Source organism: Arthrobacter cavernae, assembly GCF_017368795.1.
Lineage (GTDB): Bacteria > Actinomycetota > Actinomycetes > Actinomycetales > Micrococcaceae > Arthrobacter > Arthrobacter cavernae.
This window is the reverse complement of record NZ_JAFNLL010000004.1, coordinates 146,035-168,341: the sequence shown is the minus strand read 5'-3', so window position 1 is coordinate 168,341 and position 22,307 is coordinate 146,035. Positions and strand designations below refer to the sequence as shown.

General features: G+C 63.5%; 23 protein-coding genes and 1 other RNA gene. 5 read left to right on the top strand and 19 right to left on the bottom strand.

What is annotated here, in order from left to right; genetic code table 11:
• Positions 1-22 precede the first annotated feature (22 nt).
• From J1902_RS02595 to J1902_RS19635, 4 genes are read left to right on the top strand one after another with little or no spacing between them, the layout of a single operon-like run.
• On the top strand, positions 23-808 hold the full coding sequence (locus J1902_RS02595) for a class I SAM-dependent methyltransferase (RefSeq protein ID WP_207614880.1): 786 nt from the start codon (positions 23-25) through the stop codon (positions 806-808).
• A 30-nt stretch (positions 809-838) separates the two neighbouring features.
• Positions 839-1,552, top strand: a complete 714-nt coding sequence (locus J1902_RS02590; RefSeq protein ID WP_207614700.1) for a metal-dependent transcriptional regulator — start codon at positions 839-841, stop codon at positions 1,550-1,552.
• A 41-nt stretch (positions 1,553-1,593) separates the two neighbouring features.
• Positions 1,594-1,968, top strand: a complete 375-nt coding sequence (locus J1902_RS02585; protein ID WP_242701513.1) for a hypothetical protein — start codon at positions 1,594-1,596, stop codon at positions 1,966-1,968.
• A gap of 47 nt (positions 1,969-2,015) precedes the next feature.
• Positions 2,016-2,150 (top strand): hypothetical protein, encoded by a 135-nt coding sequence (locus tag J1902_RS19635; protein ID WP_278253585.1) that lies wholly within the window; start codon positions 2,016-2,018, stop codon positions 2,148-2,150.
• Between the two features lie 84 nt (positions 2,151-2,234).
• Here the strand turns inward: J1902_RS19635 and J1902_RS02580 are convergent, their stop codons facing one another.
• From J1902_RS02580 to J1902_RS02505, 16 genes are all read right to left on the bottom strand, one after another.
• Positions 2,235-3,215 (bottom strand): S1C family serine protease, encoded by a 981-nt coding sequence (locus tag J1902_RS02580; protein ID WP_207614699.1) that lies wholly within the window; start codon positions 3,213-3,215, stop codon positions 2,235-2,237.
• A gap of 224 nt (positions 3,216-3,439) precedes the next feature.
• Positions 3,440-3,808: a transfer-messenger RNA gene (gene ssrA, locus J1902_RS02575) on the bottom strand.
• Between the two features lie 131 nt (positions 3,809-3,939).
• Positions 3,940-4,410 (bottom strand): SsrA-binding protein SmpB, encoded by a 471-nt coding sequence (gene smpB / locus J1902_RS02570; RefSeq protein WP_207614698.1) that lies wholly within the window; start codon positions 4,408-4,410, stop codon positions 3,940-3,942.
• Positions 4,411-4,477: 67 nt separating this feature from the next.
• A complete protein-coding gene (locus tag J1902_RS02565) occupies positions 4,478-5,884 on the bottom strand; it encodes a M23 family metallopeptidase (protein WP_207614697.1) in 1,407 nt (468 codons plus the stop codon).
• A 37-nt stretch (positions 5,885-5,921) separates the two neighbouring features.
• The gene (gene ftsX, locus J1902_RS02560) at positions 5,922-6,836 is read right to left on the bottom strand and encodes a permease-like cell division protein FtsX (protein ID WP_207614696.1); all 915 of its coding nucleotides are present in this window, start codon (positions 6,834-6,836) and stop codon (positions 5,922-5,924) included.
• Entirely contained in the window at positions 6,833-7,597 is a 765-nt protein-coding gene (gene ftsE / locus J1902_RS02555; protein WP_207614695.1) for a cell division ATP-binding protein FtsE, read from the bottom strand. Before ftsE ends, ftsX begins: the two co-directional genes overlap by 4 nt.
• A gap of 153 nt (positions 7,598-7,750) precedes the next feature.
• Positions 7,751-8,866 (bottom strand): peptide chain release factor 2, encoded by a 1,116-nt coding sequence (gene prfB, locus J1902_RS02550; RefSeq protein ID WP_207614694.1) that lies wholly within the window; start codon positions 8,864-8,866, stop codon positions 7,751-7,753.
• A 70-nt stretch (positions 8,867-8,936) separates the two neighbouring features.
• Positions 8,937-9,350, bottom strand: coding sequence for a pilus assembly protein TadG-related protein (locus J1902_RS02545; protein ID WP_207614693.1), 414 nt, complete (start codon positions 9,348-9,350; stop codon positions 8,937-8,939).
• Between the two features lie 110 nt (positions 9,351-9,460).
• Positions 9,461-9,967: a hypothetical protein gene (locus J1902_RS02540; RefSeq protein WP_242701511.1), complete on the bottom strand. Its 507-nt coding sequence runs from the start codon at positions 9,965-9,967 to the stop codon at positions 9,461-9,463.
• Positions 9,948-10,376, bottom strand: a complete 429-nt coding sequence (locus J1902_RS02535) for a TadE family protein (protein ID WP_207614692.1) — start codon at positions 10,374-10,376, stop codon at positions 9,948-9,950. The genes J1902_RS02540 and J1902_RS02535 overlap by 20 nt, the downstream gene beginning before the upstream one ends.
• A 3-nt stretch (positions 10,377-10,379) precedes the next feature.
• A complete protein-coding gene (locus tag J1902_RS02530; RefSeq protein ID WP_372434336.1) occupies positions 10,380-10,583 on the bottom strand; it encodes a hypothetical protein in 204 nt (67 codons plus the stop codon).
• Positions 10,584-10,659: 76 nt separating this feature from the next.
• Positions 10,660-11,601 carry a type II secretion system F family protein gene (locus J1902_RS02525; protein ID WP_207614690.1) on the bottom strand — a complete coding sequence of 314 codons (942 nt, stop codon included), beginning with the start codon at positions 11,599-11,601 and terminating at the stop codon, positions 10,660-10,662.
• Positions 11,598-12,452, bottom strand: coding sequence for a type II secretion system F family protein (locus J1902_RS02520; RefSeq protein ID WP_207614689.1), 855 nt, complete (start codon positions 12,450-12,452; stop codon positions 11,598-11,600). The genes J1902_RS02525 and J1902_RS02520 overlap by 4 nt, the downstream gene beginning before the upstream one ends.
• The gene (locus tag J1902_RS02515; RefSeq protein WP_207614688.1) at positions 12,452-13,675 is read right to left on the bottom strand and encodes a TadA family conjugal transfer-associated ATPase; all 1,224 of its coding nucleotides are present in this window, start codon (positions 13,673-13,675) and stop codon (positions 12,452-12,454) included. The genes J1902_RS02520 and J1902_RS02515 overlap by 1 nt, the downstream gene beginning before the upstream one ends.
• A 125-nt stretch (positions 13,676-13,800) precedes the next feature.
• Positions 13,801-14,859 (bottom strand): glycosyltransferase family 2 protein, encoded by a 1,059-nt coding sequence (locus tag J1902_RS02510; protein WP_207614687.1) that lies wholly within the window; start codon positions 14,857-14,859, stop codon positions 13,801-13,803.
• A 64-nt stretch (positions 14,860-14,923) separates the two neighbouring features.
• Positions 14,924-16,408, bottom strand: coding sequence for a polysaccharide pyruvyl transferase family protein (locus J1902_RS02505; protein WP_207614686.1), 1,485 nt, complete (start codon positions 16,406-16,408; stop codon positions 14,924-14,926).
• Positions 16,409-17,368: 960 nt separating this feature from the next.
• On the opposite strand from J1902_RS02505, the gene J1902_RS02500 reads away from it, so the two are divergent.
• On the top strand, positions 17,369-19,708 hold the full coding sequence (locus J1902_RS02500; protein ID WP_307794350.1) for a GH25 family lysozyme: 2,340 nt from the start codon (positions 17,369-17,371) through the stop codon (positions 19,706-19,708).
• 104 nt (positions 19,709-19,812) lie between these two features.
• Here the strand turns inward: J1902_RS02500 and J1902_RS02495 are convergent, their stop codons facing one another.
• From J1902_RS02495 to lhgD, 3 genes are all read right to left on the bottom strand, one after another.
• The gene (locus J1902_RS02495) at positions 19,813-20,535 is read right to left on the bottom strand and encodes a transposase (RefSeq protein WP_307794349.1); all 723 of its coding nucleotides are present in this window, start codon (positions 20,533-20,535) and stop codon (positions 19,813-19,815) included.
• Positions 20,447-20,968 carry a helix-turn-helix domain-containing protein gene (locus J1902_RS02490; RefSeq protein WP_207614684.1) on the bottom strand — a complete coding sequence of 174 codons (522 nt, stop codon included), beginning with the start codon at positions 20,966-20,968 and terminating at the stop codon, positions 20,447-20,449. Before J1902_RS02490 ends, J1902_RS02495 begins: the two co-directional genes overlap by 89 nt.
• A gap of 118 nt (positions 20,969-21,086) precedes the next feature.
• On the bottom strand, positions 21,087-22,271 hold the full coding sequence (gene lhgD, locus J1902_RS02485) for an L-2-hydroxyglutarate dehydrogenase (RefSeq protein WP_207614683.1): 1,185 nt from the start codon (positions 22,269-22,271) through the stop codon (positions 21,087-21,089).
• Between the last annotated feature and the right edge of the window lie 36 nt (positions 22,272-22,307).

Here is a 22,307-nt window from a genome sequence, read left to right as displayed (position 1 = left end):
GTGAAGGAGTCTGTGCGTGGCCCTGCGTTCCAAAGGCAGCCCGGGCGGCCCCAAACTCCACGGCCCCAAACTCCATGAGCAGCGCCGTCGCGAACTCGCGCAAAGCTTCCAGGACGGCGGCGAGCACTACGAGCAGGTCCGTCCGGGCTACCCTGCCGATTCCGCCGACTGGCTCGTGCCCGCCGGTGCGCGGACAGCCGCGGACCTCGGTGCAGGCACTGGAAAATTCACAGCGCTCCTCGTGGAGCGCGGCCTCGAGGTGGCCGCGGTGGACCCTTCCGCGGACATGCTGGAGCAACTGCGCAAGGCCTTCCCAGGGGTCCATGCCCTGGAGGGAACGGCCGAGGCAACGACACTGGCGGACTCAGCATTCGACGTCGTCAGTGTTGCCCAGGCATGGCATTGGTGCGATCCCCTCAAAGCCAGCACGGAGATCGCCCGCATCCTGCGGCCCCACGGCACCTTGGGCCTGATCTGGAACCAGCTGGACACCTCGGTGCCCTGGGTCCACCGCCTTTCACGCATCATGCACGCGGGCGATGTGCACAAGCCGGACTTCCGCCCGCACATCGGCCCGGAGTTCACGGGGCTGGAAAGCCACCTGACGCGCTGGGAGGATCCGCTGACCCCGGAGGACATCCTGGAGCTGGTGAAGTCCCGCAGCTACTATCTGCGGGCCAACGAGGCCACCCGTGCCAAGGTCGTGGGAAATCTCGAGTGGTACCTGTTCGAGCACCTGGGCCACGCCCCGGGTGAGATTCTGCAACTGCCCTACCTCACCCAGACCTGGCGTGCCGTCAAAGCCTGACGCAGCCACGTCCACGGTAGGCTTGGGAATGTGAAGACCAGTGCGCCCTCCTCCTCGATCGAGGACTACGTCAAGGTCATCTACTCCTTCACGGAGTGGCAGGACAAGCCCATTACGTCCTCGCAGCTGGCCCAGCGGCTCGGAGTCGCCAATTCATCCGTTTCCGAGATGGTCCGCAAGCTCAAGGACCAGGGGCTCGTGGACCACCAGCCCTACAGCGCCATCACGCTGACCGGCGAAGGAATGCGGCTGGCCCTGGCGATGGTCCGGCGGCACCGGCTGATCGAGACCTACCTGGTCCAGGAACTCGGCTACAGCTGGGACGAAGTCCATGATGAAGCCGAAATGCTCGAGCACGCCGTCTCCGAAACTTTCATCCAACGGATGTCGGCCAAGCTCGGAAACCCGGTCCGCGACCCCCACGGCGACCCCATCCCCGCCGCGGACGGTTCCGTGCGCTTGCCCCATGCGCACCGCATGATCGAACTCGACAATGGCCACTCCGGCCGGATCACCCGCATCAGCGACGAAAACCCTGATCTGCTCCGTTATCTCGCGTCCGAGGACATCAATCTCGACGCCGACGTGGAAGTCGTGGGGCGCAAGCCGTTCGGCGGCGCGCTGGTGGTGCGGATCGGCAGCGGCGCACAACGCCGCGAGTTCGATCTTGCGGACGAAGTCACCTCGGCTCTCTGGGTGCAGAGCGAGTCCGTCCACGAAGGCTGTGTCCTCACCGAACGCTGAGCGCCGCGGACGGCCGGACCGCAGAAGTCCCGTATCGTTGAATGGTGATTAGCAGACGTGACGCCGCATTGGCCCTTGATATTCCGATGGAAATGGCCCAGCGCCACGGCATTCCGTCCAGGCTCACCGAGGCCGAGCTGGCAGAGCTGCAGAACAATCCCCCGCAGTGGCTGCTCCAGTCGCGCGCCAACCGCACCGGCAAACGCCCCGTCTGGGTTCATCTCAGCTGCGCGGTGTGCGGCTATTCCGAGGCCATCCGCCCCAAGAAATGGTGGCCGGACTTTTCCTTCGTTTTCTGTGGCCACCACCGGAACAGCGAGCTGCCGGAGCTGTACGCGGGCCAGGTACGCAGCGAATTCGACGGCATCGGCAGCCGGTTCATCGGCGTCGTCGACGTGGACGCGAAACAGGCGTAGCTTACAAACAAAGGGGTCATACCGGCCCCGCAGTGAGGGAGTGCACCATGCCTGACAAGTCGCCGCACCGGCACGAAGCCAAAAAAGCAGCCAAAACCATCAAGGAAAAACGGGCGGACAAGCGCGCCAAGGGAATCGCCGAAGCCGACATCGATCCCGTGGCACACATCAAGAAGAAGTAGGCAAAGCCGGGGCCAGCAGCCCCGGCTTCTGTTTGTGCGGCGACTTGTGCGGTGGATGTCCCGCGGCTTGTCCGCATGGTGCCCCTATCCGGCGTCGCTCATTTCGCTCGGCACGGCGATCACGCGCAGGCTTTTGCCCTCCCGAAGGACGGTGAGCGGGAAGGGCTCCCCGATTGCGTTGGCGAACAGCAGTTTCTGCAGGCTTTCGGCGCTTGAAACGGCCCGCCCTTGGGCACTGAGGACCAGGTCCCCCGCCTCCAGGCCGGCCCGCTCGGCAGGGGATCCCGCGATCACTTCCACCACCCGCAGGGCTTCCTTCTGCCCGGTACGGACCACGGCACTGGCGTCGAGGGGGATCGGGGTGCTGACCAGGCCCAGATAGGCCCTCCGCACGCGGCCGTCCTTGAGCAACGCCGCGATGATCCTCCGTGTAGTGGCGTTGATTGGCACGGCCAGCCCGAGGCCAAGCCCGGCCACCGCGGTATTGATGCCGACTATCCGGCTGCGGGTGTCGGCCAGGGCCCCGCCGGAATTCCCCGGGTTGAGGGCCGCGTCGGTCTGGATGACGTCCTCGATCACGCGCGTGTGTGCTCCCGCCCTGACGGGGATGGACCTGCCCAGGCCGCTGACAACGCCGGCCGTTACCGATCCGGCCAGCCCCAGCGGGTTGCCGACCGCGATCACCAACTGCCCGACGCGCAGCGTTTCGGCGTTGCCCAGGATAGCTGGCGGCGGCGTGCTGCGGAACCCCCGGACAATGGCCAGATCGGACAAACGGTCGGCGCCGACCAGTTCGACGTCGCTGTGCTTGCCATCCGCGAACACCGCCCGGCCGGAGCGAAGGCCGGCCACCACATGCGCGTTGGTCAGCATGTAGCCGTCGCCCGTGAACACGACGGCGGAACCGCTGCCCATCCTGACCCGGCCGTTGCGCCGCTCACTGGTCATTTCGATGGCCGCAACGTGGGGCGTGACCGACTCCGCGACACGGATGACCGTCTGGGAATACTGGTCGAGTACGTCGTCGTTCTCGTCCGGAAGATCGAAGCCGGGTGCTGTGCTCACCGTGCGCCTCCTGTGGTCGCCGCCGGGTGTGTTGCCTACCCAGTACAACGACGGCGGCCGCCCGCCTAGTCCGGAATCGCGTACGCCGTGGGTGAACGCGCCTGAGCGACCCGGGGCCCGGGGCCGGTTCCGGTTTCGGTTTCGGTTCCGGGCAAAGAAAAGCACCCCGGTCCAGGACCGGGGTGCTTCGCATTGTCCCTCGCAGGACGTTGTCCCTAGGGACAGGGTGGAGATGGGGGGAATTGAACCCCCGTCCGATGTCGTGTTAACAGGGCTTCTCCGGGCGCAGTTTGCGTCGGATTTTCTCGGCCCCAGCCCTCCTGCAAACAGGTGGCTGATCCGGGCCCAGTCATCTAAGAGTCCCGTTTACCCCGATGACGCAGGCAAACAGCAGTGGCTATCTAAATGACGCCAGGATCCGGGGCAATAGCAACCTCGGGCTGACGGACTGTCTTACTGCTTAGGCAGCAAGAGCGAAGTCAGTGCGCTTGTTTTCGGCACTTATTGGTTTGCAGACAGCGTTTACGAGATAATTCTGCATCCTCGGCCCGCTTCACCTGTCGCGACTAACATCGTCGAAACCGATCATCCCCGTATTTTGTTATCAATCCGGCCGACCCTCCGATTGCTCGAAAAACCCTGCCGGGCTATTCATCATAACGCATCAACGGCACGGATCATTCCCGGGACACGGCCATCCTCAGAGGCACGGCGCCGATAGCAGCTAACGGCGGTTGCGCTCCCGCAGTTCGCGCAGCGACTCGCGCTTGTCCTGCTGCTCGCGCAGCGTCTGGCGCTTGTCGTAGTCCTTCTTACCGCGGGCAATCGCGATTTCCACTTTGGCCCGGCCGTCGAGGAAATACAGCTGCAGCGGGACCACCGTGAAGCCGGACTCTCGGATCTTCACGGAGATCTTGTTGAGCTCCTCGCGGTGCAACAACAGCTTCCGACGGCGGCGAGCGGCGTGGTTGGTCCAGCTCCCCTGGTTGTACTCGGGGATGTGGATGCCCTCCATCCACAGTTCATCGTTATAGAACGTGCAGAAGCCATCCACCATGGAGGCGTGGCCTTCGCGGAGGGACTTCACCTCGGTTCCCATGAGGGCGATGCCGGCCTCATAGGTGTCGAGGACATGGTAGTTATGCCGGGCCTTCCGATTGGTGGCCACTACCTTACGGCCACTTTCCTTGGGCACGGTAGAACTCCTTGTCAATTGCAGATTGCTACTAGTTTACGCCAGCGCCGGAACAGCCCGGAATGGACTAGAGGAGCGTCATGGGATCTACCCACTGCCCATTCAGGACTGTCTCGAAGTGCGAGTGGCACCCGGTGGAGTTGCCGGTGGTTCCGGAGTAGGCGATCAGCTGGCCCTGACTCACGTGCTGGCCGCTCGAGACGGTCACGCTTGAGTTGTGGTAATAGATCGTCGTCAGCGAGTTGCCAGCCATCACACCGTGCGAGATCTTCACCCGGTATCCGCCGCCGTCGTTACCCCAGCCGGAGGAGAAAACAGTACCCGCGGCAGCGGCATAGACAGGGGTGCCGCACGGCGCACCGAAGTCGATGCCCGCGTGCATGTAACCGCCCGTGCCGTAGAAGTCGATGGTGCCCGGCGGTGTGGCGCGCCAGCCAAAGCCGGAAGTGATGGGAATGCCGGCGAAGGGGTGGCGCAGGCCGAAGGCCGACGGCGAGCCGATCGGCGGAACAAAATCCACCACGGGAGGCGGCGCCTGACCCTGCGCCGCAGCAGCGGCCGCAGCTGCGGCGGCCGCAGCCTCGGCGATCCGGCGCTGTTCTGCCTCCCATGCTTCGCGGAGCTTGCGGTCGCGCTCCACAATCTCGGCCGCCACCGCGTCCTGGGCAGCCTTGACCCGCCGGAGGTCGTTCTCGATGCCCGGCTTGGCCGCCTGCAACTGGGCATTCAGCCGTGTGGTGTCATCGATGAGGCGGTCAACTTCCGCCTTCTTGGCGGCGGCCTCATCGCGGGCAGCCTTCTCCCGCTCCAGGGCGGCATCGGCCTTGGACTTCAGGTCCTTGATTTCCTCCTCGACGGCGGCAAGCCTCGCCTGGGAGTTGACGTTGGTGGCGTTCTGCTGCGTGAGCTTGTTCATCGCCGCGTTCTGGCTTCGCATCGCTTGGTCGGCGAGGTCCATGGATTCGGTCAGGTTGCCGGAATCGTTGGAGCCGAACAGCAGGGCGATGTTGGTGGGCACGCCGCCGGACTTGTAGGCCTGCGAGGCGATCTGTCCGATCAGTTTCTTGGTGTCGCTGATCTTCTGCTTGTCGTTCTCAAGCTGTTCAGTGATCTTGGCCTTGTTCTGCTGGGCCAGATCCACCCGGGCCGCGAGGGCCTCGACTTCCTTGACGGCACCTGCAACCCGGCCCTGGGCCTCCAGCAGCGCCTGCTGTGCCCCGGGGAGCTGGCCCTGGTACATCACCAGGTCCCCGGCGGCCTTGGCGATCTTGGAATCCACGAACTCCAGTGACTGCTCAACCCTGGCGGCCTCAGCTTGCAGCGCGGCCTGCTGGTCTTCAAGATTGTCTGCGCGCGCCACCGGGGCCGCGGCCCCCATGCTCACCGCGAGGCCGACTACCAGGGTGGCGCCGAGTATCCGGGCCCGGCCGGCCAAGCGGCCCCCGTGCAGAGACTTCAGCTTGAGCGCGGTCATCAGGATTCCTTTACGGTTGTCAGCACTGTTTTTCACGCTAGACCTTCACGTACCGGCGAAGGGTCAGCAGGGAGGATATTCCGGCTAGGCCGCCGCCGAGTGCTATGAGCACCGGAGCGATCACCAGAACCTGGGCAGATGAGATGAAGGGTGTGTTCAGGAACTGCCTGGACAGGTCCCCGTTCAACCAGAAGTGGGCCATGAGCCACAGCGTGACTGAGGCCAGCACCGCGCCCACCACCGCTGCGATGACGCCTTCGAGGATGAAGGGCAGCTGGATGACGGTCTTGGACGCGCCCACCAGCCTCATGATGCCGGTTTCCCGTCGACGGCTGAACGCGGAGAGCCGGATCGTCGTGGTGATCAGCAGGACTGCGCAGAAGATCATGATCGCAGCGACTCCCACAGCAGCGACCGAGGCACCGTTCATCCAGGCGAAGATCCGTTCAAGGACCTGCCTCTGGTCGCTCACGGTCTCGACACCGGGCTGCGAGGAAAACGTCTCGCTGATGATCTGGTATTTCTCCGGGTTCTTCATGTTGATGCGGAAGGACGCTGGGAGCTGGTCCTCGCTCACGGAATCAACAATCGGGGAGTTGGAAAACTGCTCCTTGAAGTGCGCGTACGCCTCGCCCTGGGATTCGAACTGGAAGTCGTTGATGTACTGCTTGACCGCCGGGGATTCGAGCATGGACTGGAGGTTGGCCTGCTGCTCCTTCGTGGCCGGGCCGGAGGCGCAGCCAACGGCCGTCGAGCCGTCATTGCAGAGGAAGACGGCTACCTGGACTTTGTCGTACCAGAAGCCCTTCATCTGGTTGATCTGCATCTGCAGCATGCCGGCGGCGCCCACGAAGGTCAGGGATACAAAGGTCACCAGGACCACCGAGACCACCATGGACAGGTTGCGGCGGAGGCCGCTTCCGATTTCACCGAGGATGAACGCAAGCCTCACAGCTGGCCTCCCTGCGCACGGACCAGCTCTTCGCCACTGGCATCGCGGAGCCGCCGGGACTCCCCCACCACCGGGATCATCGAGGTGTAGAGGGCCTTGGCTTCATCGCGGATCACGGTGCCGTCCTTGAGTTCCACCACGCGGCGGCGCATTTCATTGACGATGTCGTCGTCGTGCGTTGCCATCACAACAGTGGTGCCGTTCTGGTTGATCTTGTCCAGGACACCCATGATGCCCATGGACGTGATGGGGTCCAGGTTGCCGGTAGGCTCGTCTGCCAGCAGAATGCCGGGCCGGTTGACCACGGCGCGGGCGATCGCCACACGCTGCTGCTCGCCGCCGGAGAGCTCGTGCGGCATGCGGCGTTCTTTGCCCTCCAGGCCAACAGTTTTCAGCACTTCCGGAACCGTTTCACGGATGACCGAACGGCTCTTGCCGATGACCTGCATGGCGAAGGCCACATTGGCAAAGACATTCTTCTGCGGCAGCAGGCGGAAGTCCTGGAAAACGACGCCAATGCCGCGGCGGAGTTTGGGGACGCGCCAGCTGGAAATGTTGGCAACGTTCTGTCCGGCCACGTACACCGAACCGGAGGTGGCCCGGTCCTCTTTCAGGATCAGCCGCAGAAACGTCGACTTACCGGAGCCCGAGGCACCCACAAGGAAGGTGAACTCGCCGCGGTTGATCTCGAGGCTGACGGAGTCGAGCGCCGGCCTGGCGTTCTGCTCGTAGACCTTGGTGACATTCTCAAATCTGATCATGGCTTTTCAGAACCCCCGCCGGACGTCGCTCATGGCGCAGTCCAACAGCCGGCGCAGGGGCTTTAGGTGGGGGAAAGAGAGCACCGGCTCCTCGACTATACGCAGGCCGGGTCCGCGAAACACGGGGATTCCGGGGCGTGTCGCCAATCGCTGCTAGCTGGCGGTGTTGCGGTTCTCTGTGCGCCAGCGGATACCGGCGTCGATGAAGTCGTCGATGTCGCCGTCGAGCACTGCGGAGGTGTTGCCCACTTCGTGCTCGGTACGCAGATCCTTGACCATCTGGTACGGGTTCAGGACATAGGAGCGCATCTGGTCGCCCCAGGAAGCCTTGACGTCGCCGGCGAAGGCCTTCTTTTCGGCATCTTCCTGTTCCTTCTTGACGAGGAGGAGGCGGGACTGGAGCACACGCATGGCGGCCGCACGGTTCTGCAGCTGGGATTTCTCGTTCTGCATCGATACGACGATCCCGGTGGGGATGTGCGTCAGGCGGACGGCGGAGTCCGTGGTGTTGACCGACTGGCCGCCCGGGCCCGAGGACCGGAAGACGTCCACGCGGATTTCGTTGTCCGGGATCTCAATGGAGTCGGTCTGTTCGATCAGCGGGATGACCTCGACGGCGGCAAAAGACGTCTGGCGGCGGCCCTGGTTGTCGAAAGGGCTGATCCGGACCAAACGGTGCGTGCCTGCCTCCACGCTGAGCGTGCCGAAGGCGTAGGGGGCTTTGACTTCGAAGGTGGCCGACTTCAGGCCGGCCTCTTCGGCGTAGGACGTGTCCATGACGGTGGTCGGGTAGCCGTGGCGCTCGGCCCAGCGCAGGTACATGCGCATCAGCATTTCGGCGAAGTCGGCCGCGTCCACGCCGCCGGCGCCGGCGCGGATGGTCACCACGGCCTCGCGCTCGTCGTATTCGCCCGAAAGCAGGGTGACGACTTCCAGATCAGTCAGGGACTTGCGGACCGATTCAAGTTCCTTGGCGGCCTCAGCCATCGAGTCCTCATCGCCTTCGTCCTGGCCAAGCTCCACCAGGACCTCAAGATCGTCAATGCGGGCTGCGAGCGTCGTCAGCCGCTCCAGCTCCGACTGGCGGTGCGAGAGCCTGGACGTGATCTTCTGCGCCGCGGCAGGATCGTCCCACAGGTCCGGGACACCGGCCATTTCGCTCAGCTCGGCAATGTCTGCCTTGATCGCCTCAACATCGGAAACGTTCTCGATGGAGCTGTAGGTGGCGCGAAGCGCGCGGATCTCTGCGGGAAAATCAATCTGAGCCATGGTCTATCAAGCCTACGCCATCCACCATGCTCCCCTGCCCAGAGCCGGGCATATGACGGCCGCGGACCGGCTATCGGATGAGCCGTGATCTGGCAGTGGACCGTGCTTCAATGAGGACTCCGTCGGGCAACAGGAAACTGACCACAGGTGGATGCGCCACTGCGCTGAGAACAACCTCGGCCGTAGCGCTGTCCGGGCTCCCGGTTCCGGCGGCAATGGCCAGCCGGTCAAAGCGCGAGTAGGCGCTGTTCAAGGTGAGATAGCTCTGCGTGACGTTGCGTACGCGCTCACCGTTGAGCAGCGCGCTGGGTTCACCGGCTGCGCCTTCGAGCTGCCCCAGGGTGTAGCTGTCGGCGGCGGCCACCGAGGCGCCGTCGGCCATTGAGAGCAGCTTCTTGTGCTCGATGTAGACGGCAGAAACCGCGGTGACCACGGTGGCGAGGAGCAGGGCTATCAGGACAAAGCCCACAATCAGGAGCATCATCTGGCCGTCTTCGTTGCCGGTTCGGCCGCGTCCGCCGGGCTCCGCACCGTTCGACTCCGGCCCTCCGAGCTCGGGTCCCCTTGGCTCGGGTCCCCTTGATCCGCGGCCCGTCACCGGAACCGCCCCACGATCTGGGTGGCCGAGGCCGTGAGGTGGCCGGCATCCAGGTTGAGTGTGTCGCCATACGGCACCATGGGCAGCGGTACCGTCAGGCGGACAGTGGCCGTGACGGCGGCGCCTGCGGACAGGCAGTCGCTGCGGTCGCAGCTGATGTCGACGGCGGCACGTTCGGCTCCGTGTCCGTGGTCAGCAAGGGCGATCAGGGCGGCTTGTTCGGCCGCTGCCTGGGCTTTGCCGGCGTCGGGCTGCGCGACGAAGACCTTTGCTGCTTGGTCTGCCGCACCGACGACGGCGAAGGAGCCGCCCTGGAGCTGGCCGACCGTGACGATGAAGTAGACCACAGGCACCATGAGCAGCAGTGCCAGGAACGTGAACTCCACCACGGCGCTGCCTTCCTCATGCCCTGGCCTGTTAGTGTCCTCGGGGCCGGGACGGCACAGCGCAACACGGCAGCGGGCGGCGACGGCGGCGGACACATCAGCCGGAGACAGCAGCATGGCCCTTCACCTCCAGGACGGCGGCGGGACCGATCAGCCCAATGACCGGCAGCGGCGCCCTGACGGTGACCTCCAGGGTGCGGACGCCCTGGAAGGTGGCTTCCGCCGTCGTGATGTCCCTGGCGAATTCACCGTTGAGGGCAGTACCGATCAGTCCGGCGGTGCGTTCCCGGGCGTCGGCGGGGGTCCTGTCGGCGAGCGCACCATGCCGCGCGCCGGAGGAGGCGGCATCGATGAGCGTGTTGCGGATATGCAGCACGAGCGTCAGTTGGATGATCGCCAGGAAGAACACAGTGACGAGGGCGCCGACCATCACGAAGTCGACCACGGCGGATCCCCGTTCGTCCGGGCTGGTGCGAGCGGGGGCGGATTCAGCCTTTCCTCCGGGATCCGTCCTGTGTCCGGGCATCGCCTACTTGCCGACCTTGTCCATGGCCTGATTGAAAAGGCCTTCGAGGGCAGGCGTGGCCACGGCCAGCAAGCCTGCGACGAGCACCGCTGACATCAGCGTGATCATGACCCAGCCGGGGACGTCTCCCCTTTCGCGGTGGTCCGTGGCTGCTGCTCCCCTCCCCAACGCCGTGTTGATTCTGGCAGTAAGCGGCCAGACCAACATGGTCAGCGCGATCAACAGGCTGTGGAGCCCAATCTTCTTCATGTGGTTCCCATTTCTGTGTGTGGCGTCTGCCTGGTCAAAGATTCATTTGCAGTGCAGCGATCGCCGGGAAGGCGGCGAAAAGCACAGTCAGTGGCAGCACCCCGAAGACCAAGGGCACCATCATGCCGATTTCCTTGCGGCCGGCCGATTCCATGAGCTCGCGTTTGGAGGCGTCCCGGACATCCGCGGCCTGTGCACGGAGCACGTCGGCCAGCGGGGTGCCCCGTTCGATGGCGACCACCAGTCCGTCAACAAAGCGGACCAAGGGCGGCAGTTCGGTCCTGGACGAGAATTCCTGCAGCGCCTCTACAAGGGGCTTGCCGGCTCTCGTGTCCGCCAGCACCAGGGAGAACTCCTTGGCAAGTTCGCCGCGGGCGCTGCGGCACACTCGGTCCAACGCACCCATGGCGCTCTCCCCTGCGCTGACGGCCAAGGCCATCAGTTCGGCGAGGCTCGGGAATTCTGCCAGCATCCTGGCCTCGCGGCGTTTGATCTGGACGCCCAGGATGTAGTCGCGGAGGAGGAATCCGCCGAATGCGGAGCCGACGACGGAAACCACCGCCAACACGGGGCTGAAGCGCCCGGCAGCTGCGCTGAAGACAACAAACAGCACCGCGACCACAAAACCGCAGGCAGCCCATAGGAGCTGCTCGGCCCGAAAGTCGAGCGCTGCCTTGCCGGAGCCTGCCTGGGCGAGACGCTTGTTCAGTGCCGTGGATCCGAAGTTGAACCGGGCCAGGAAATGCAGCCCGTCCTGGACCACGGGGCGCAGGATACGTTCCAGTGGTCCGAACGGGGTGATGTTGTGGTTCGAGGACCGCAGCAAGCGCGATTCGAGGTTCTGCGATTTCAGCTGGGGCTCGATGCGCTCGATAAACGTGGTTGCCCGCATGAACGGCAGCCTGGCCAGGACCAGCCACAGGCCCGCTCCCAGGAGCAGCCCGCAAAGCACCGTGATGGCCGTCAGGGTGGTCATCGAAGCACCCTTTCGTCCTCGGGAAGGGCGCCAATGCGCAGCATGACCGAGTAGCAGAACATCGAGATGAGCAAGCCGCCGAGCAGCACCGCTGCGCCCAAGGCAGAGTTGTAGGCGTGCATGGCCTCGGGACGGCTGGCCAGCACCACCAGGACAATCCACGGCGCGGCCACGGCAAGCCGGGCCGCGTTGACGGTCCATGATTGCCTGGCCTCAAGCTCGCTACGTGTCCTGGCGCTTTCCCGGAGGAATTCGGCCAGTGTTCCCAGAAGCCGCCCAAGATCGGATCCACCCACCTCGCGGGTCATCCTGAGTGCCTCGATGATGCGGTCGGCGACGGGGTCGGCCAAACGGTCCTTAAGCTTGCCCAGGGCGGCATCAAAGTGTCCGCCCGAGCGGTAGTCGGCACCGAAGTCGAGGAACAGGTGGCGCAGTTCCTCGGGTCCTTTGTATCCGAGCTGGATGATCGCTTCAGGAAGCGAGAGCCCCGCACGGATGGCGGAGCGCAGGTGATCGACGACGTCGGGCCAAAGTTGGCGGAGCATCGCCGTCCTTTTGCGGGCCCGCCATCTGACCAAGGCAATGGGCAGCCAGGCGCCGAAGAGCCCGAAGCAGAGCGAGACCGGCGGGGATCCCGTGACAATGAAGAAGACAAGCAAGGAGAAGAGGCCGAGCCCGGCACAGCTGGCCAGAAGTCCCGCTCCGGTGACCTTCTCAATGCCTGCCGTCATGAGCAGGGTTTCGAGGCGTTTGGGCTTCGCTTCCCGGACGGAAACCGCAGGCTGCTCCCAGGCCGACCACCAGATCAGGAAGACCCCGAGGCCGCAGATCACGCCCAGCAGCGGCGCCATCAGTACTGCTCCAGCAGCGCCGCGACATCGTATCCGGCCCGCGCGAACTTCTCCGCCGCAGGCATGGAGTTGGGTTTGGCTTGAAGCTGTCCGTCCACCATGCCGAAAACCGTGGAAGACTCGATGATGCCGTTTTCCACCCGTCGGCCAAGGGACAGGATTTCGGTGACCTGCCTCCTGCCGTTGGCGTGCCGGCTGCAGTGGACCACAAGGTCGATGCATGATGCCACAGTGGGCACCACGAAGGCGCTTGAAATGTTCTCGCCCGCGAGGAGGGGAAGCGTGCAGATCTTGGTGACGGCGTCGTGGGCCGAGTTGGCGTGGACCGTGCACATGCCGGGAAGGCCTGAATTAAGCGCGATCAGCATGTCGAGGCTCTCCGCCTCGCGGACTTCGCCCACCACCAGCCGGTCAGGCCGCATGCGGAGGGCTTCCTTGACCAGCCTGCGAAGCGGGATCTCGCCCTCGCCTTCCAGGTTGGCCTGCCGGCATTGGAGCCCGACGACGTCACGCAGCGGGAACTGGAGCTCAAAGATTTCCTCGACCGTGATCACGCGTTCGCGCGAACCGATGCTGGCAGCCAGGCAGTTGAGCATGGTGGTCTTGCCTGCCTGGGTGGCGCCGGAGACGAGAATGTTGAGGCCGCTAGCCACTGCGGCGCCCAGGAACCGTGCCGACTGCGGCGTCAACGTGCCCAGCTCCACGAGATGCTCCAGCCGGCTGGCCTTGGCGACAAACTTACGGATGTTGACTGCCCAGTGTTTCCTGGTCACGTCTGGGATCACGACGTGGAGCCGCGAGCCGTCCGGCAGGGCAGCATCCACGAACGGGGAAGACAGGTCCAGACGGCGGCCCGAGCTCTTCAGCATGCGCTCCACCAAATCGCGGACCTGCTGCTCGCTCAGGATGATGGAGGTCAGTTCCGATTCGCCGTTCCGGGCAACGTAGACCTCGTTGGGGGCATTGAGCCAGACTTCTTCGATGGTGGGATCATCCAGAAGGGGCTGGAGAGCGCCGAAGCCGGCCACGGCGTCGAACACGTACTTCCGGGCACTCTCGAGGTGTCCCAGCGGCGGCAGCGGGCCAAGCAGCGCGCGCTCGTCGTAGTCACTGACCGCGGCCTCGACCAGCCGGTGCACCTCGCCGGACTGCTTCAACGGATCCAGCCCGCGACGACGAATCAATTCCCGGACTTCGCCTTCGACGATGCTTACTGCATCCATCAGTGCCCCCAATACGACGACCACCTCCAGGCTGAGGCAGTTCAACTGCCTTAAAGCTAAAGGACACCAGTCTGCTCGAACAATTCATACAAGTAGAGCTGTGGATAACCTTCATGCGGCAGGGCTTACCCCCGACGCCGGAGCATGCGTTCCCTAAATCTGCGGTAACGCCTGCGCGCCAGGCTGATAATACTGGCATCGCTGACAGCAGATTCCAGTCGGCCTACAGTGGCATCAAGACTAGCCACAGGACTTTCGAGGCGGTTCAGCACGTTTTCCAGATGCTCGATCCTGCTGGTCAATCCGCGTACTATTTCCAGCGTCTCAAACACCATGCTGTCGGAATGATCGGAACGCCCCCGTGATTCCTGGCCTTGGATGTCCAGGATCTTGGTCAGATACAGGAGTGCCCCCAGACCGTTCTTCTCTGCATATTCCCTCAGATGTTGATCGCGGACCTGCAGATCGTACTTCCGGTGTTGGTCTTGCTGGGAAATGACGCTGTTGCCCATGTCGCCGGCCGATTCCCGCCGCTGGTTCCAGAAAGCCCTAGGCTCACCGTCCAGGAAACCGATGCTGGAGTACTTCGCGAAGCGGAGATGGAATTCCCAGTCCCCCACGACAGGCAGATTCTCATCGTAGTAGCCGATCCGCTCATGGACGCTGCGGCGGTAGAGGAAGGAAATCGGAACGCCCCTGTTTACCCGCAGCAAGTCGAACAAAGTGATTTCAGAGAGCTCCGGTTCGAAGATCTCGCGGCTCAGTTCTTCAATGGTGTCGTCCTGGACCCGTTCGTAAACGATCTCGGTGCGCACCATGACACCCTCGTCGTTCGAGCGCTCCAGGTAGTCGACGGTCGCTTGGAGAAAATCCTCCCGCCATTCGTCATCGTCGTCGTGAATCACGATGTACGTGGAATCCGAGGCCCGAACGCCAAGGTTGGAGGCAGCTTCCATGCCCACTGAATTCACGTTATGGATGATCGACAAGCGTCCGTCAGTCTGGTCCGCATAGCGGCCGGCAACAGATTCCACTTCCTCTGGATTGCCGCCGTCGTTCACGACGACCAATGTCCAGTCCTGGTAGGTCTGTTGACAAACGTCCCGTACCGCCCGGTCCAGCAGAACCGGTCTGTTCTTGGTACGCATTACGATGGCGACGGATGCGGAGGGCATCTCTGGCATAGGGCTGGCTCCTGCGTGGTTTCACTGGGACATGCTTGCGGGGAAAGAATTTCGAACGGAAAGTTCAGGGCTGCCTGCGGGGCCGTATTTTCGCAGCAATCCCAGCCAGCTTCCTGGCCAACCGGAAGGAACGGGATGACCGGATGCTGCTGAGTTCCGTTCGTGCCGTTTCAGCCCCTGACCGGCAAAGATCAAGCTCGCCCCGGAGCCGTTCGAGTTCCAGCCTTGAGACCGATATTTGGGCGGTCAGCGAATTAAACAGCCGCCGTGGCAGCTCCGTTTCAGCTGCGGAGGGCCGCGTTAACTTTAGGGGCGGTGCTGGGTTCAGGCCCCGTACGAGCCCGGGATCGTCTCCGGCGAAGACCCCGACGACGGCGTCCCACCAAACTGCCGCCTCTTCCACGCGCATCCCGCGGTGGGCGGCCAGATGTGCCTGGATGTCACCGCGCCGTGACCATGCATCGCGGACTGCGCTCAGATAGTCTCCCGAGAGCAGCGAGGGAAGGGTCAGGCTCAAGTCCTCCAGACCCCAGTTGACCATGACACCCTTGAGGCGCACATCACTGTAATCATCGACGGACAGGCCAACAACCGGTGTGCAGCCATCAATGGCGAATACTAAAGGGTGGTACCGCGATGAGAGCACCAAATCGGCTGATGCCGTCAGCCTTGCCGTCTCAGCAGCGCCTTGGATGGGCAGACACTCCACCATGCCGGAGCTGGTAAGGGAGCGGATATTCTCATGGGATTCGACGTCGGCATCACATTGGTCCGGGGTTCCCATGTGCGGTGCCAGCAAGACCTTCAGACCGGTAAAGGCAACCACGTCGTCAAGGATCGCGGCTACTTGCCCATAAAACGTCTTCTGGTCGAGCCCGCCGGTCCCGGGGCCGAACGTCGCAACTATGTACGGCTCCTGCTGAATTTGCTCCCCGGCAGGCGCGGCTGAAGACGCAAGGAAGGACGCGTCGTCGAGCCCTGCCACAAGCCTGCCATCTTCAAGGGCCCAGCCAGAAGCCAGCTCAAACGATCCGGCTTCGCGGGTTCCAACCAGTTCGGCTGCGGTCAGCATTTCCTGCAGCACACAACCGTCAGGTCCGACCAAAGCCGGTCCGAGCGTCTGGCCGGAGACCACCAGCGGCTTGCCGTAGTACGCGGCGATCCGCGCCACCGCGGCACGCTCGTACAACAGCCAGCCATAGACCGAATTCAGATTGCCTCCGCCGGCGATCAGCACTCCGTCTGAAGAAGCAATGGTGCTGAATACCTCCCAGGCGGGGTCCTCCGGCGGCAGCGCCGTACGGTCCCCGTGCAGGGCCCGGGTGACATCCTGCAAATGTCTCTCACGCTCCAAGGGCGGCCAGGGGAATTGCAGAGTGGGAACCGCGCCGGTGGAAAAGCGCTTCTTTGAATCCCCGGCGTCCCGGCTGAGGAGCACGACGTCCTCGACACCCCGGGAAGCCAGTTCCAAAACAGCAGCATGCGCCATTGCTTCGTCACCAACATGGTAGACAGGCTGACCGATGTCAGCTAGAATCACGACGCGCATTTGACTGCTTGTATCCTCACATGTCGCCATACAGCCGCAGCCAGATCCCGGATGCGGCACGGATCAGAACCGTTTTCCAGGCCGCCAGTCTGTGGCGGCTGTCCTGAATAGGCCCCGCTGGCAGTCCAGATGCCATGCGATTGCCGGCTGGTCTTCCTGCTTCCACGCGTCCCAGTACTGTCGGCGTCAAGCCGTTCAACGATCCGTGGGCCGTTCGTAATTCTAGGTTGCTTTCCATTCCTCGGCCAAATACCGAGGACGCAGCGTCAGGCTGTGACGAAGGAGAGTATTCGCGTACCCGGGTGCGGGCAGGGACAAGCCCCAAATTCTGGATGTGCAGGTCGAGAGCGGCGGCCATGAAGGCGACAACGCCTCGGGCGGGTTCTTGGGCACCCCTTCAATAACACCTGCATCACTGGTCACTCCAGACCCAGAATGTTACTGTTGGCCAGTTAGGAGCTGGCCTTTGGTGTCATGCGAAGGGCGTTAGTCGCCGAAGCTTCGTTCGCAATCTAACACCACGCACCGCTGCCGACGCGGCGCCGGCCGGAATGGAAAATGAAAAATACAAAAGCTGGAACTTTTCGTCGTTTCGTCTTGGCCCGCACAGGGTTCACTCTGTCACTGGCACTGCTGACCACTGCCTCGGTCAGCGGTCCTGCTTGGTCCGAACCTGTAGAACCTGCTCCGAGGCCGTCGGCCTCGGTCCCACTTTCCCCCGAGTCGACAGCCACGCCCGGTCAACCCAAGAGCCCGGCTCCCGTGACCGGCGACGGACGGTCCGTGACGCTGTTCCCGGCGCCCGGGCAATCGTCGGCTCCGACAACGGCCACCCCCTCCCCTGCCGCGCCAATGCCGGCCACGCCCGGAGATAGCTCTCCCGTTGCCGAGGCCATGAAGGCAGCCATGCGTCAGGCCATCCCTGCAGGCGGCGCAGAGATGGGGCAACGGTCCCCGCGAGTGCTGGCTGACAAGCAGACAAAAGCATCATCGGTGTCGCCAGGTTCCCGTTCTGTGGGTGGCGCTGTCCCCCTCGCAGTCCCGGCGGCTACTGATCCCAGCCATTGGCGTCCGTCGATCGGCGTTCAGGGCCAGGACGTCAGCGCGCACCAGGGCAATGTCGATTGGCCGGCCCAGTGGAACCAGGGCTCGCGTTGGGCTTACGTCAAGGCGTCCGAAGGCAACTACTACCTGAACGGGAACTACGCCCAGCAGTACAACGGCTCGCGCAATATCGGCATGATCCGGGGAGCGTACCACTTCGCGATTCCCAACTGGTCTTCGGGTGCCGACCAGGCTCGGTACTTTGTGGCCAATGGGGGCGGCTGGAGCGCAGATGGCTACACGCTCCCACCCGTCCTGGATATCGAGTACAACCCCTATGAAAGCCGGACCATCAACGGGTTCTACTTCGGCAACGTCTGCTATGGAATGTCGGCGGCGCAGATGACGACCTGGATCACAGATTTCGGCAACACCGTGAGGTCACTGACCGGCCGTTACCCCGTCATCTACAGCACCACAGATTGGTGGTCTCGCTGCACCGGAAACGCCACCGGCTTCGGGGACTATCCGCTCTGGATTGCAGCGTATCCGTATTCACCTACCAATTCCCCAGGCACGCTGCCCGCTAGCTGGAGCCAATTCAGCATGTGGCAGTACAGCAGCACTGGACCGTTTGCTGGGGACTCGAATGTGTGGAACGGGACCTACCAGCAGCTCCAGACGTTTGCGGCAGTCTCCGACTCGCTATATTCGCCGTCAATACGAAGTTCAGCTGACGTGGTCACAGTGGACACTGCGGGCAACCTCTGGAACTATCCTTCGAATGGCCAGGGCAGTTACAAGCAGCCGTACACGATCGGAAATGGATTCCAGAACACCAAGGCTGTATTCACAACCGACTGGAACCAGGACGGCGTGATTGATGTCGTTGCGCAATGGACTGACGGCCGCGTCAACGTCTTTTACGGAGGTGCCAGCGGTGGCTTCGCAGGCCCGTACTCCATAGCAAATGGAACTGCCTGGGCCGGGCTTCAGCTCAGCGTTAACCGCTGGCGCATGACCGACCGTTATCCCGGCATTGCGGCGAAGGATCCCAACGGCAATCTGTGGTATTACAACAACCTGGATGGTCGGAACATAGGCCCTTCGGCAACATCACTTGGTGTCGGTTGGGGCGAATCTACCGTTACCTTGGTCGACTTCGACGGCGACAGCGCACCGGACATTCTCTCCAAGCAAGTGGACGGCCGGCTACTCCTCTACCGGTCCGACGGCAACGGAACCTTCCGTTCGGAGCCGAGGCCTGCAGTCGGCAGCGGCTGGGAGAATATCAACAGCGTCAGCCCCATTTGGAACTTCGACCAGTCATCCTTCACAGGACTCCTGGGTCGCTGGATCAACGGCACGCTTCGCTACTACCCCATGAACGGAACCGGTGGGTGGAACGCCGCCTACGTGGTCCCCGGCAATTGGAAAGACTTGAAAATCGCGGGATCCCAGGATCTGACGCCCCCGCCGCCGCCGCTTCCGGTGGAGAATCCTTCCATTAAAAGTGAAGCCGACGTTCTCGCCATTGATGGCCAGGGCCGCCTTCAGCGATACCCGGCGACGGGCAACGGCGGAGTCACAGCTCCCATGACCATCGGGACTGGATGGACCGACACTAAGACTGCCTTTGCCACGGACTGGAACCAAGATGGCGTCATCGACATTGTGGCTCAATCCAAATCAGGTCCGCTGTATGTCTACTTCGGTTTGCGCGCCGGCGGCTTTGACGCCCCTCGGGCAATCGGCAGTTCCGGCTTCGCAACGATGAGGCTCACTGTAGGAAAGTGGCGGTCCACAGATACATTCCCCTCGGTCTTTGCCACGGGTGCTGACGGACGGATGTGGCAATACGCCAACCCGCAAGGGTCCGCGTTGGCCTATCAAGGAAACGATCTAGGTGTCGGATGGTCTGACATGGACGTCACCGTCACTGATTGGAACGGCGACGGAAAGACTGACATCCTGGCCCGCACCACTGCAGGCAACATGTTGCTGTACCGCACGGACGGCCAAGGTGCTTTTGTGGCCGAGGCGCGCCCCGTCGTGGGAACGGGCTGGGCAGGCGTGACAGCGGTGAGCGCGGCCCGGAACCAATTCGGCGATGGCAAGCCAGGCCTTGTGGCCCGTTGGGGAAGCGATGAGCTGAGTTCATACGGTTTCACCGGGACCGGGTCATGGGGTCGCGTCAGCAGTCTCGGCGCCGGATGGTCCCAGCTGTACGTGCTGGGTTCCAGTCCACGACAGTAGACCGTCCCGCGGTTGTCGGCACGACAAGAAGCTGGAGCTGCGACATCCGTCGCAGCTCCAGCTTCTTTACTCCGTGTCCGACCATCATCGGCGCTGGCATCCTATTACCGCGTCAGGCAACCTTTGCCCGTTTGATTAGAGGCACGGTGAATCACCTTGCGCAGCTTCGGGTCGGTGGTGTGGTGGTTGCGCCAGCTGATGAAGCGGCGGATCATGCCGGCCTGCGCCGTGTGGCTGGGATGGTCCGTGCCGTCGAGGGCGAAGTAGCGCAGGGCGGTGAACTGCGGTTCGATCCGGTTGAGCCACGAGCTGTAGAAGGGCACGTAGGCGAGTTCGGCGTTGTTCGCCGCGGCCCAGTCCCCGACCCGGGTGTCCACCCTGGTGGACAGGTGCGGGCCATAGTTGTCCATGATGATGGCGATCCGCTGGCCCAGCGGGTGCAGCGACCGCAGGTAGCGCAGGAAGGCCAGGAACTCGGTCCGGCGCTTGTTGGTCTTGACGTGCCCGTAGAGCCGGTCGGTGGACAGGTCGTAGCCGGCCAGCAGGTGCCTGACCCCGTGGGGACGCTTGTAGCTCGCCCGTCTCCGTCGCCGGCGCGGGGCTGACGTCACCGGGTCCCGTGGCGGCCGGGGCCCACTGGTGACCGGGCGGGGCTGGAGATTCAAGGGCCCGAACTCGTCGAAACAGATCACCACGTCAGGGTCGCCCTGGCCGGGTTCCGCCTTGCCATCGGCGATTTCATAGAGCGCCTGGACGCGGTTGGCCTTTTCCTCGTAGTCGGGATCCGTGCTGCCCTTCCAGGTCTTGATGGACTGGAAAGGAGACACCTTGTTCGCGCAAGAGCACGCGCAGGCCCTCGTGGGAAATGTCTTCCACCACCCCCTTGTCCACCAGGTAGTCGGCCAGTTTCGACAGGCCCCAGGTGGAAAACGGCAGGCCGTGGTCGGCGGGGCGCCCCAGCGCGATCTTCTTGATCTCGTCCCGTTGAGCATCGGTGAATTTCGGGGGACGCCCTCCGGCGTAGTGGGGGTGCAGCGACTCGAATCCGTCGTCGTTGAAGTTGTGCAGGACGTCGCGGACCCGGTCCGGGCTGGTGAAGGCGACCTCGGCGAGCATGGACACGTCCATGCCCCGGGCCGAGAGCAGCACCATCTGGGCCCGGCGCCAAGTCACCACGGGTCCGGAGCCGCGCCGCACGAGCTGCAGCAGCCGGGCCTCTTCGTCGTTGTCGATTTCTCGTACCGCCACGCGGTGTGCCATCGCAGCCTCCTGGGAAGGGCGGAAACCCGCACCACCAGCTTGCGCCGAAAGCACCGCGCCCGCAACGGAACCGCGCCCGCCCATCAGCCGAAGCAAGCAAACCTTGCAGGCCGCGGTACTATTTGAAGGAGTCAAGCTCCTCGACGACATCCTTCGCGATCTCGAGTGCGGCAGTTGCTGCCGGCGACGGGGCGTTAAGCACGTGGATCTGCCGCGGCGCCCTCTGAAACAGGAAGTCGTCCACCATCGAACCATCGCGAAGCATGGCCTGGGCCCGTACCCCGGCGTGGGTGGGAACGAGGTCCTCCTTGCGAACCGCAGGGACAAGCCGCTGCAGGCTCTTGGCAAACAGGGACCGGGACAGGGACCGCCGTGTCTCGTTCAAGGCGGGCCCAATGAACTTCGCACCCAGGATCCAGAGACCAGGCCAGCTAGCGCTCAGCAAGAGTTCCTTGACGTTGATTTTTGTCCAGCCGTAACCCTCGCGGGCAAAGGCGAAGACAGCGTTCGGGCCGGCGTGGACGCCGCCCTCCACCATCTTCGTCAGGTGCACGCCCAGGAACGGGAACCGCGCGTCAGGGACGGGGTAGATGAGCCCTTTCACGAGGTGGTGAGCCTCGGGGCGAAGCTCGAAGTACTCGCCGCGGAACGGAATGATGCGGGCTTCGGGCGTCAACCCAGCGGCGCTCGCGATGCGGTCGCTGTATAGCCCTGCGCAGTTGGCCAGGTAGTCGGCCTCGTAACTTGCCGAGCGGCAGTCGACGGTTACACCGTTGTCGTCGGAAACGATGCTCCGGACCTCGGCCCCGAAGATAACCTGCCCGCCCCCGGCACGGATCAGTTCGACGAGTTTGCGGCAAACACCCTTGTAATCGATGATTCCGGTACTCTCCACCCGGAGGGCGGCGACGCAGGAGACATGGGGTTCGAATTCCCGGGCTTCTTCGGCGCTGATCATCCGGCAGGGAACACCGTTGGCCAGTCCGCGCTCGTAAAGCTTCTCGAGCTCCGGCACCTCGGATTGCTCCACCGCAACCACCAGCTTGCCGCAAATCTCGACGTCAATTCCGTGTTCCTCGGCGAAAGCCCTGATCGACTCTGCACCTTTGACGGCCATTGCCGCCTTCAGGCTTCCGGGCTTGTAGTACAGGCCCGAGTGGATGACACCGGAGTTGCGGCCGGTCTGGTGGCGGGCTTCGGAAGATTCCTTCTCCAATACGATCGGCACATCACCGCGCTTCGTCAGCTCGTAAGCTACGGCCAGGCCGACGATTCCGGCTCCGACAACGATTACGCGGGACATAAGCAACTCACATTCTGGAAAGGAAAACTACGAAAC

Excerpts from the sequence above, each read along its gene's own strand:
- J1902_RS02530 (WP_372434336.1), bottom strand. The coding sequence starts at position 10,583 with ATGTTGGTCTGGCCGCTTACTGCCAGAATCAACACGGCGTTGGGGAGG.
- J1902_RS02525 (WP_207614690.1), bottom strand. The coding sequence starts at position 11,601 with ATGACCACCCTGACGGCCATCACGGTGCTTTGCGGGCTGCTCCTGGGA.
- prfB (WP_207614694.1), bottom strand. The coding sequence starts at position 8,866 with ATGGCTCAGATTGATTTTCCCGCAGAGATCCGCGCGCTTCGCGCCACC.
- J1902_RS02490 (WP_207614684.1), bottom strand. The coding sequence starts at position 20,968 with ATGGCACACCGCGTGGCGGTACGAGAAATCGACAACGACGAAGAGGCC.
- J1902_RS02545 (WP_207614693.1), bottom strand. The coding sequence starts at position 9,350 with ATGATGCTCCTGATTGTGGGCTTTGTCCTGATAGCCCTGCTCCTCGCC.
- ftsE (WP_207614695.1), bottom strand. The coding sequence starts at position 7,597 with ATGATCAGATTTGAGAATGTCACCAAGGTCTACGAGCAGAACGCCAGG.
- J1902_RS02540 (WP_242701511.1), bottom strand. The coding sequence starts at position 9,967 with ATGCTGCTGTCTCCGGCTGATGTGTCCGCCGCCGTCGCCGCCCGCTGC.
- J1902_RS02515 (WP_207614688.1), bottom strand. The coding sequence starts at position 13,675 with ATGGATGCAGTAAGCATCGTCGAAGGCGAAGTCCGGGAATTGATTCGT.
- J1902_RS02510 (WP_207614687.1), bottom strand. The coding sequence starts at position 14,859 with ATGCCAGAGATGCCCTCCGCATCCGTCGCCATCGTAATGCGTACCAAG.
- J1902_RS02520 (WP_207614689.1), bottom strand. The coding sequence starts at position 12,452 with ATGGCGCCGCTGCTGGGCGTGATCTGCGGCCTCGGGGTCTTCCTGATC.
- J1902_RS02565 (WP_207614697.1), bottom strand. The coding sequence starts at position 5,884 with ATGACCGCGCTCAAGCTGAAGTCTCTGCACGGGGGCCGCTTGGCCGGC.
- J1902_RS02585 (WP_242701513.1), top strand. The coding sequence starts at position 1,594 with ATGGTGATTAGCAGACGTGACGCCGCATTGGCCCTTGATATTCCGATG.
- lhgD (WP_207614683.1), bottom strand. The coding sequence starts at position 22,271 with ATGTCCCGCGTAATCGTTGTCGGAGCCGGAATCGTCGGCCTGGCCGTA.
- J1902_RS19635 (WP_278253585.1), top strand. The coding sequence starts at position 2,016 with ATGCCTGACAAGTCGCCGCACCGGCACGAAGCCAAAAAAGCAGCCAAA.
- J1902_RS02535 (WP_207614692.1), bottom strand. The coding sequence starts at position 10,376 with ATGCCCGGACACAGGACGGATCCCGGAGGAAAGGCTGAATCCGCCCCC.
- J1902_RS02505 (WP_207614686.1), bottom strand. The coding sequence starts at position 16,408 with ATGCGCGTCGTGATTCTAGCTGACATCGGTCAGCCTGTCTACCATGTT.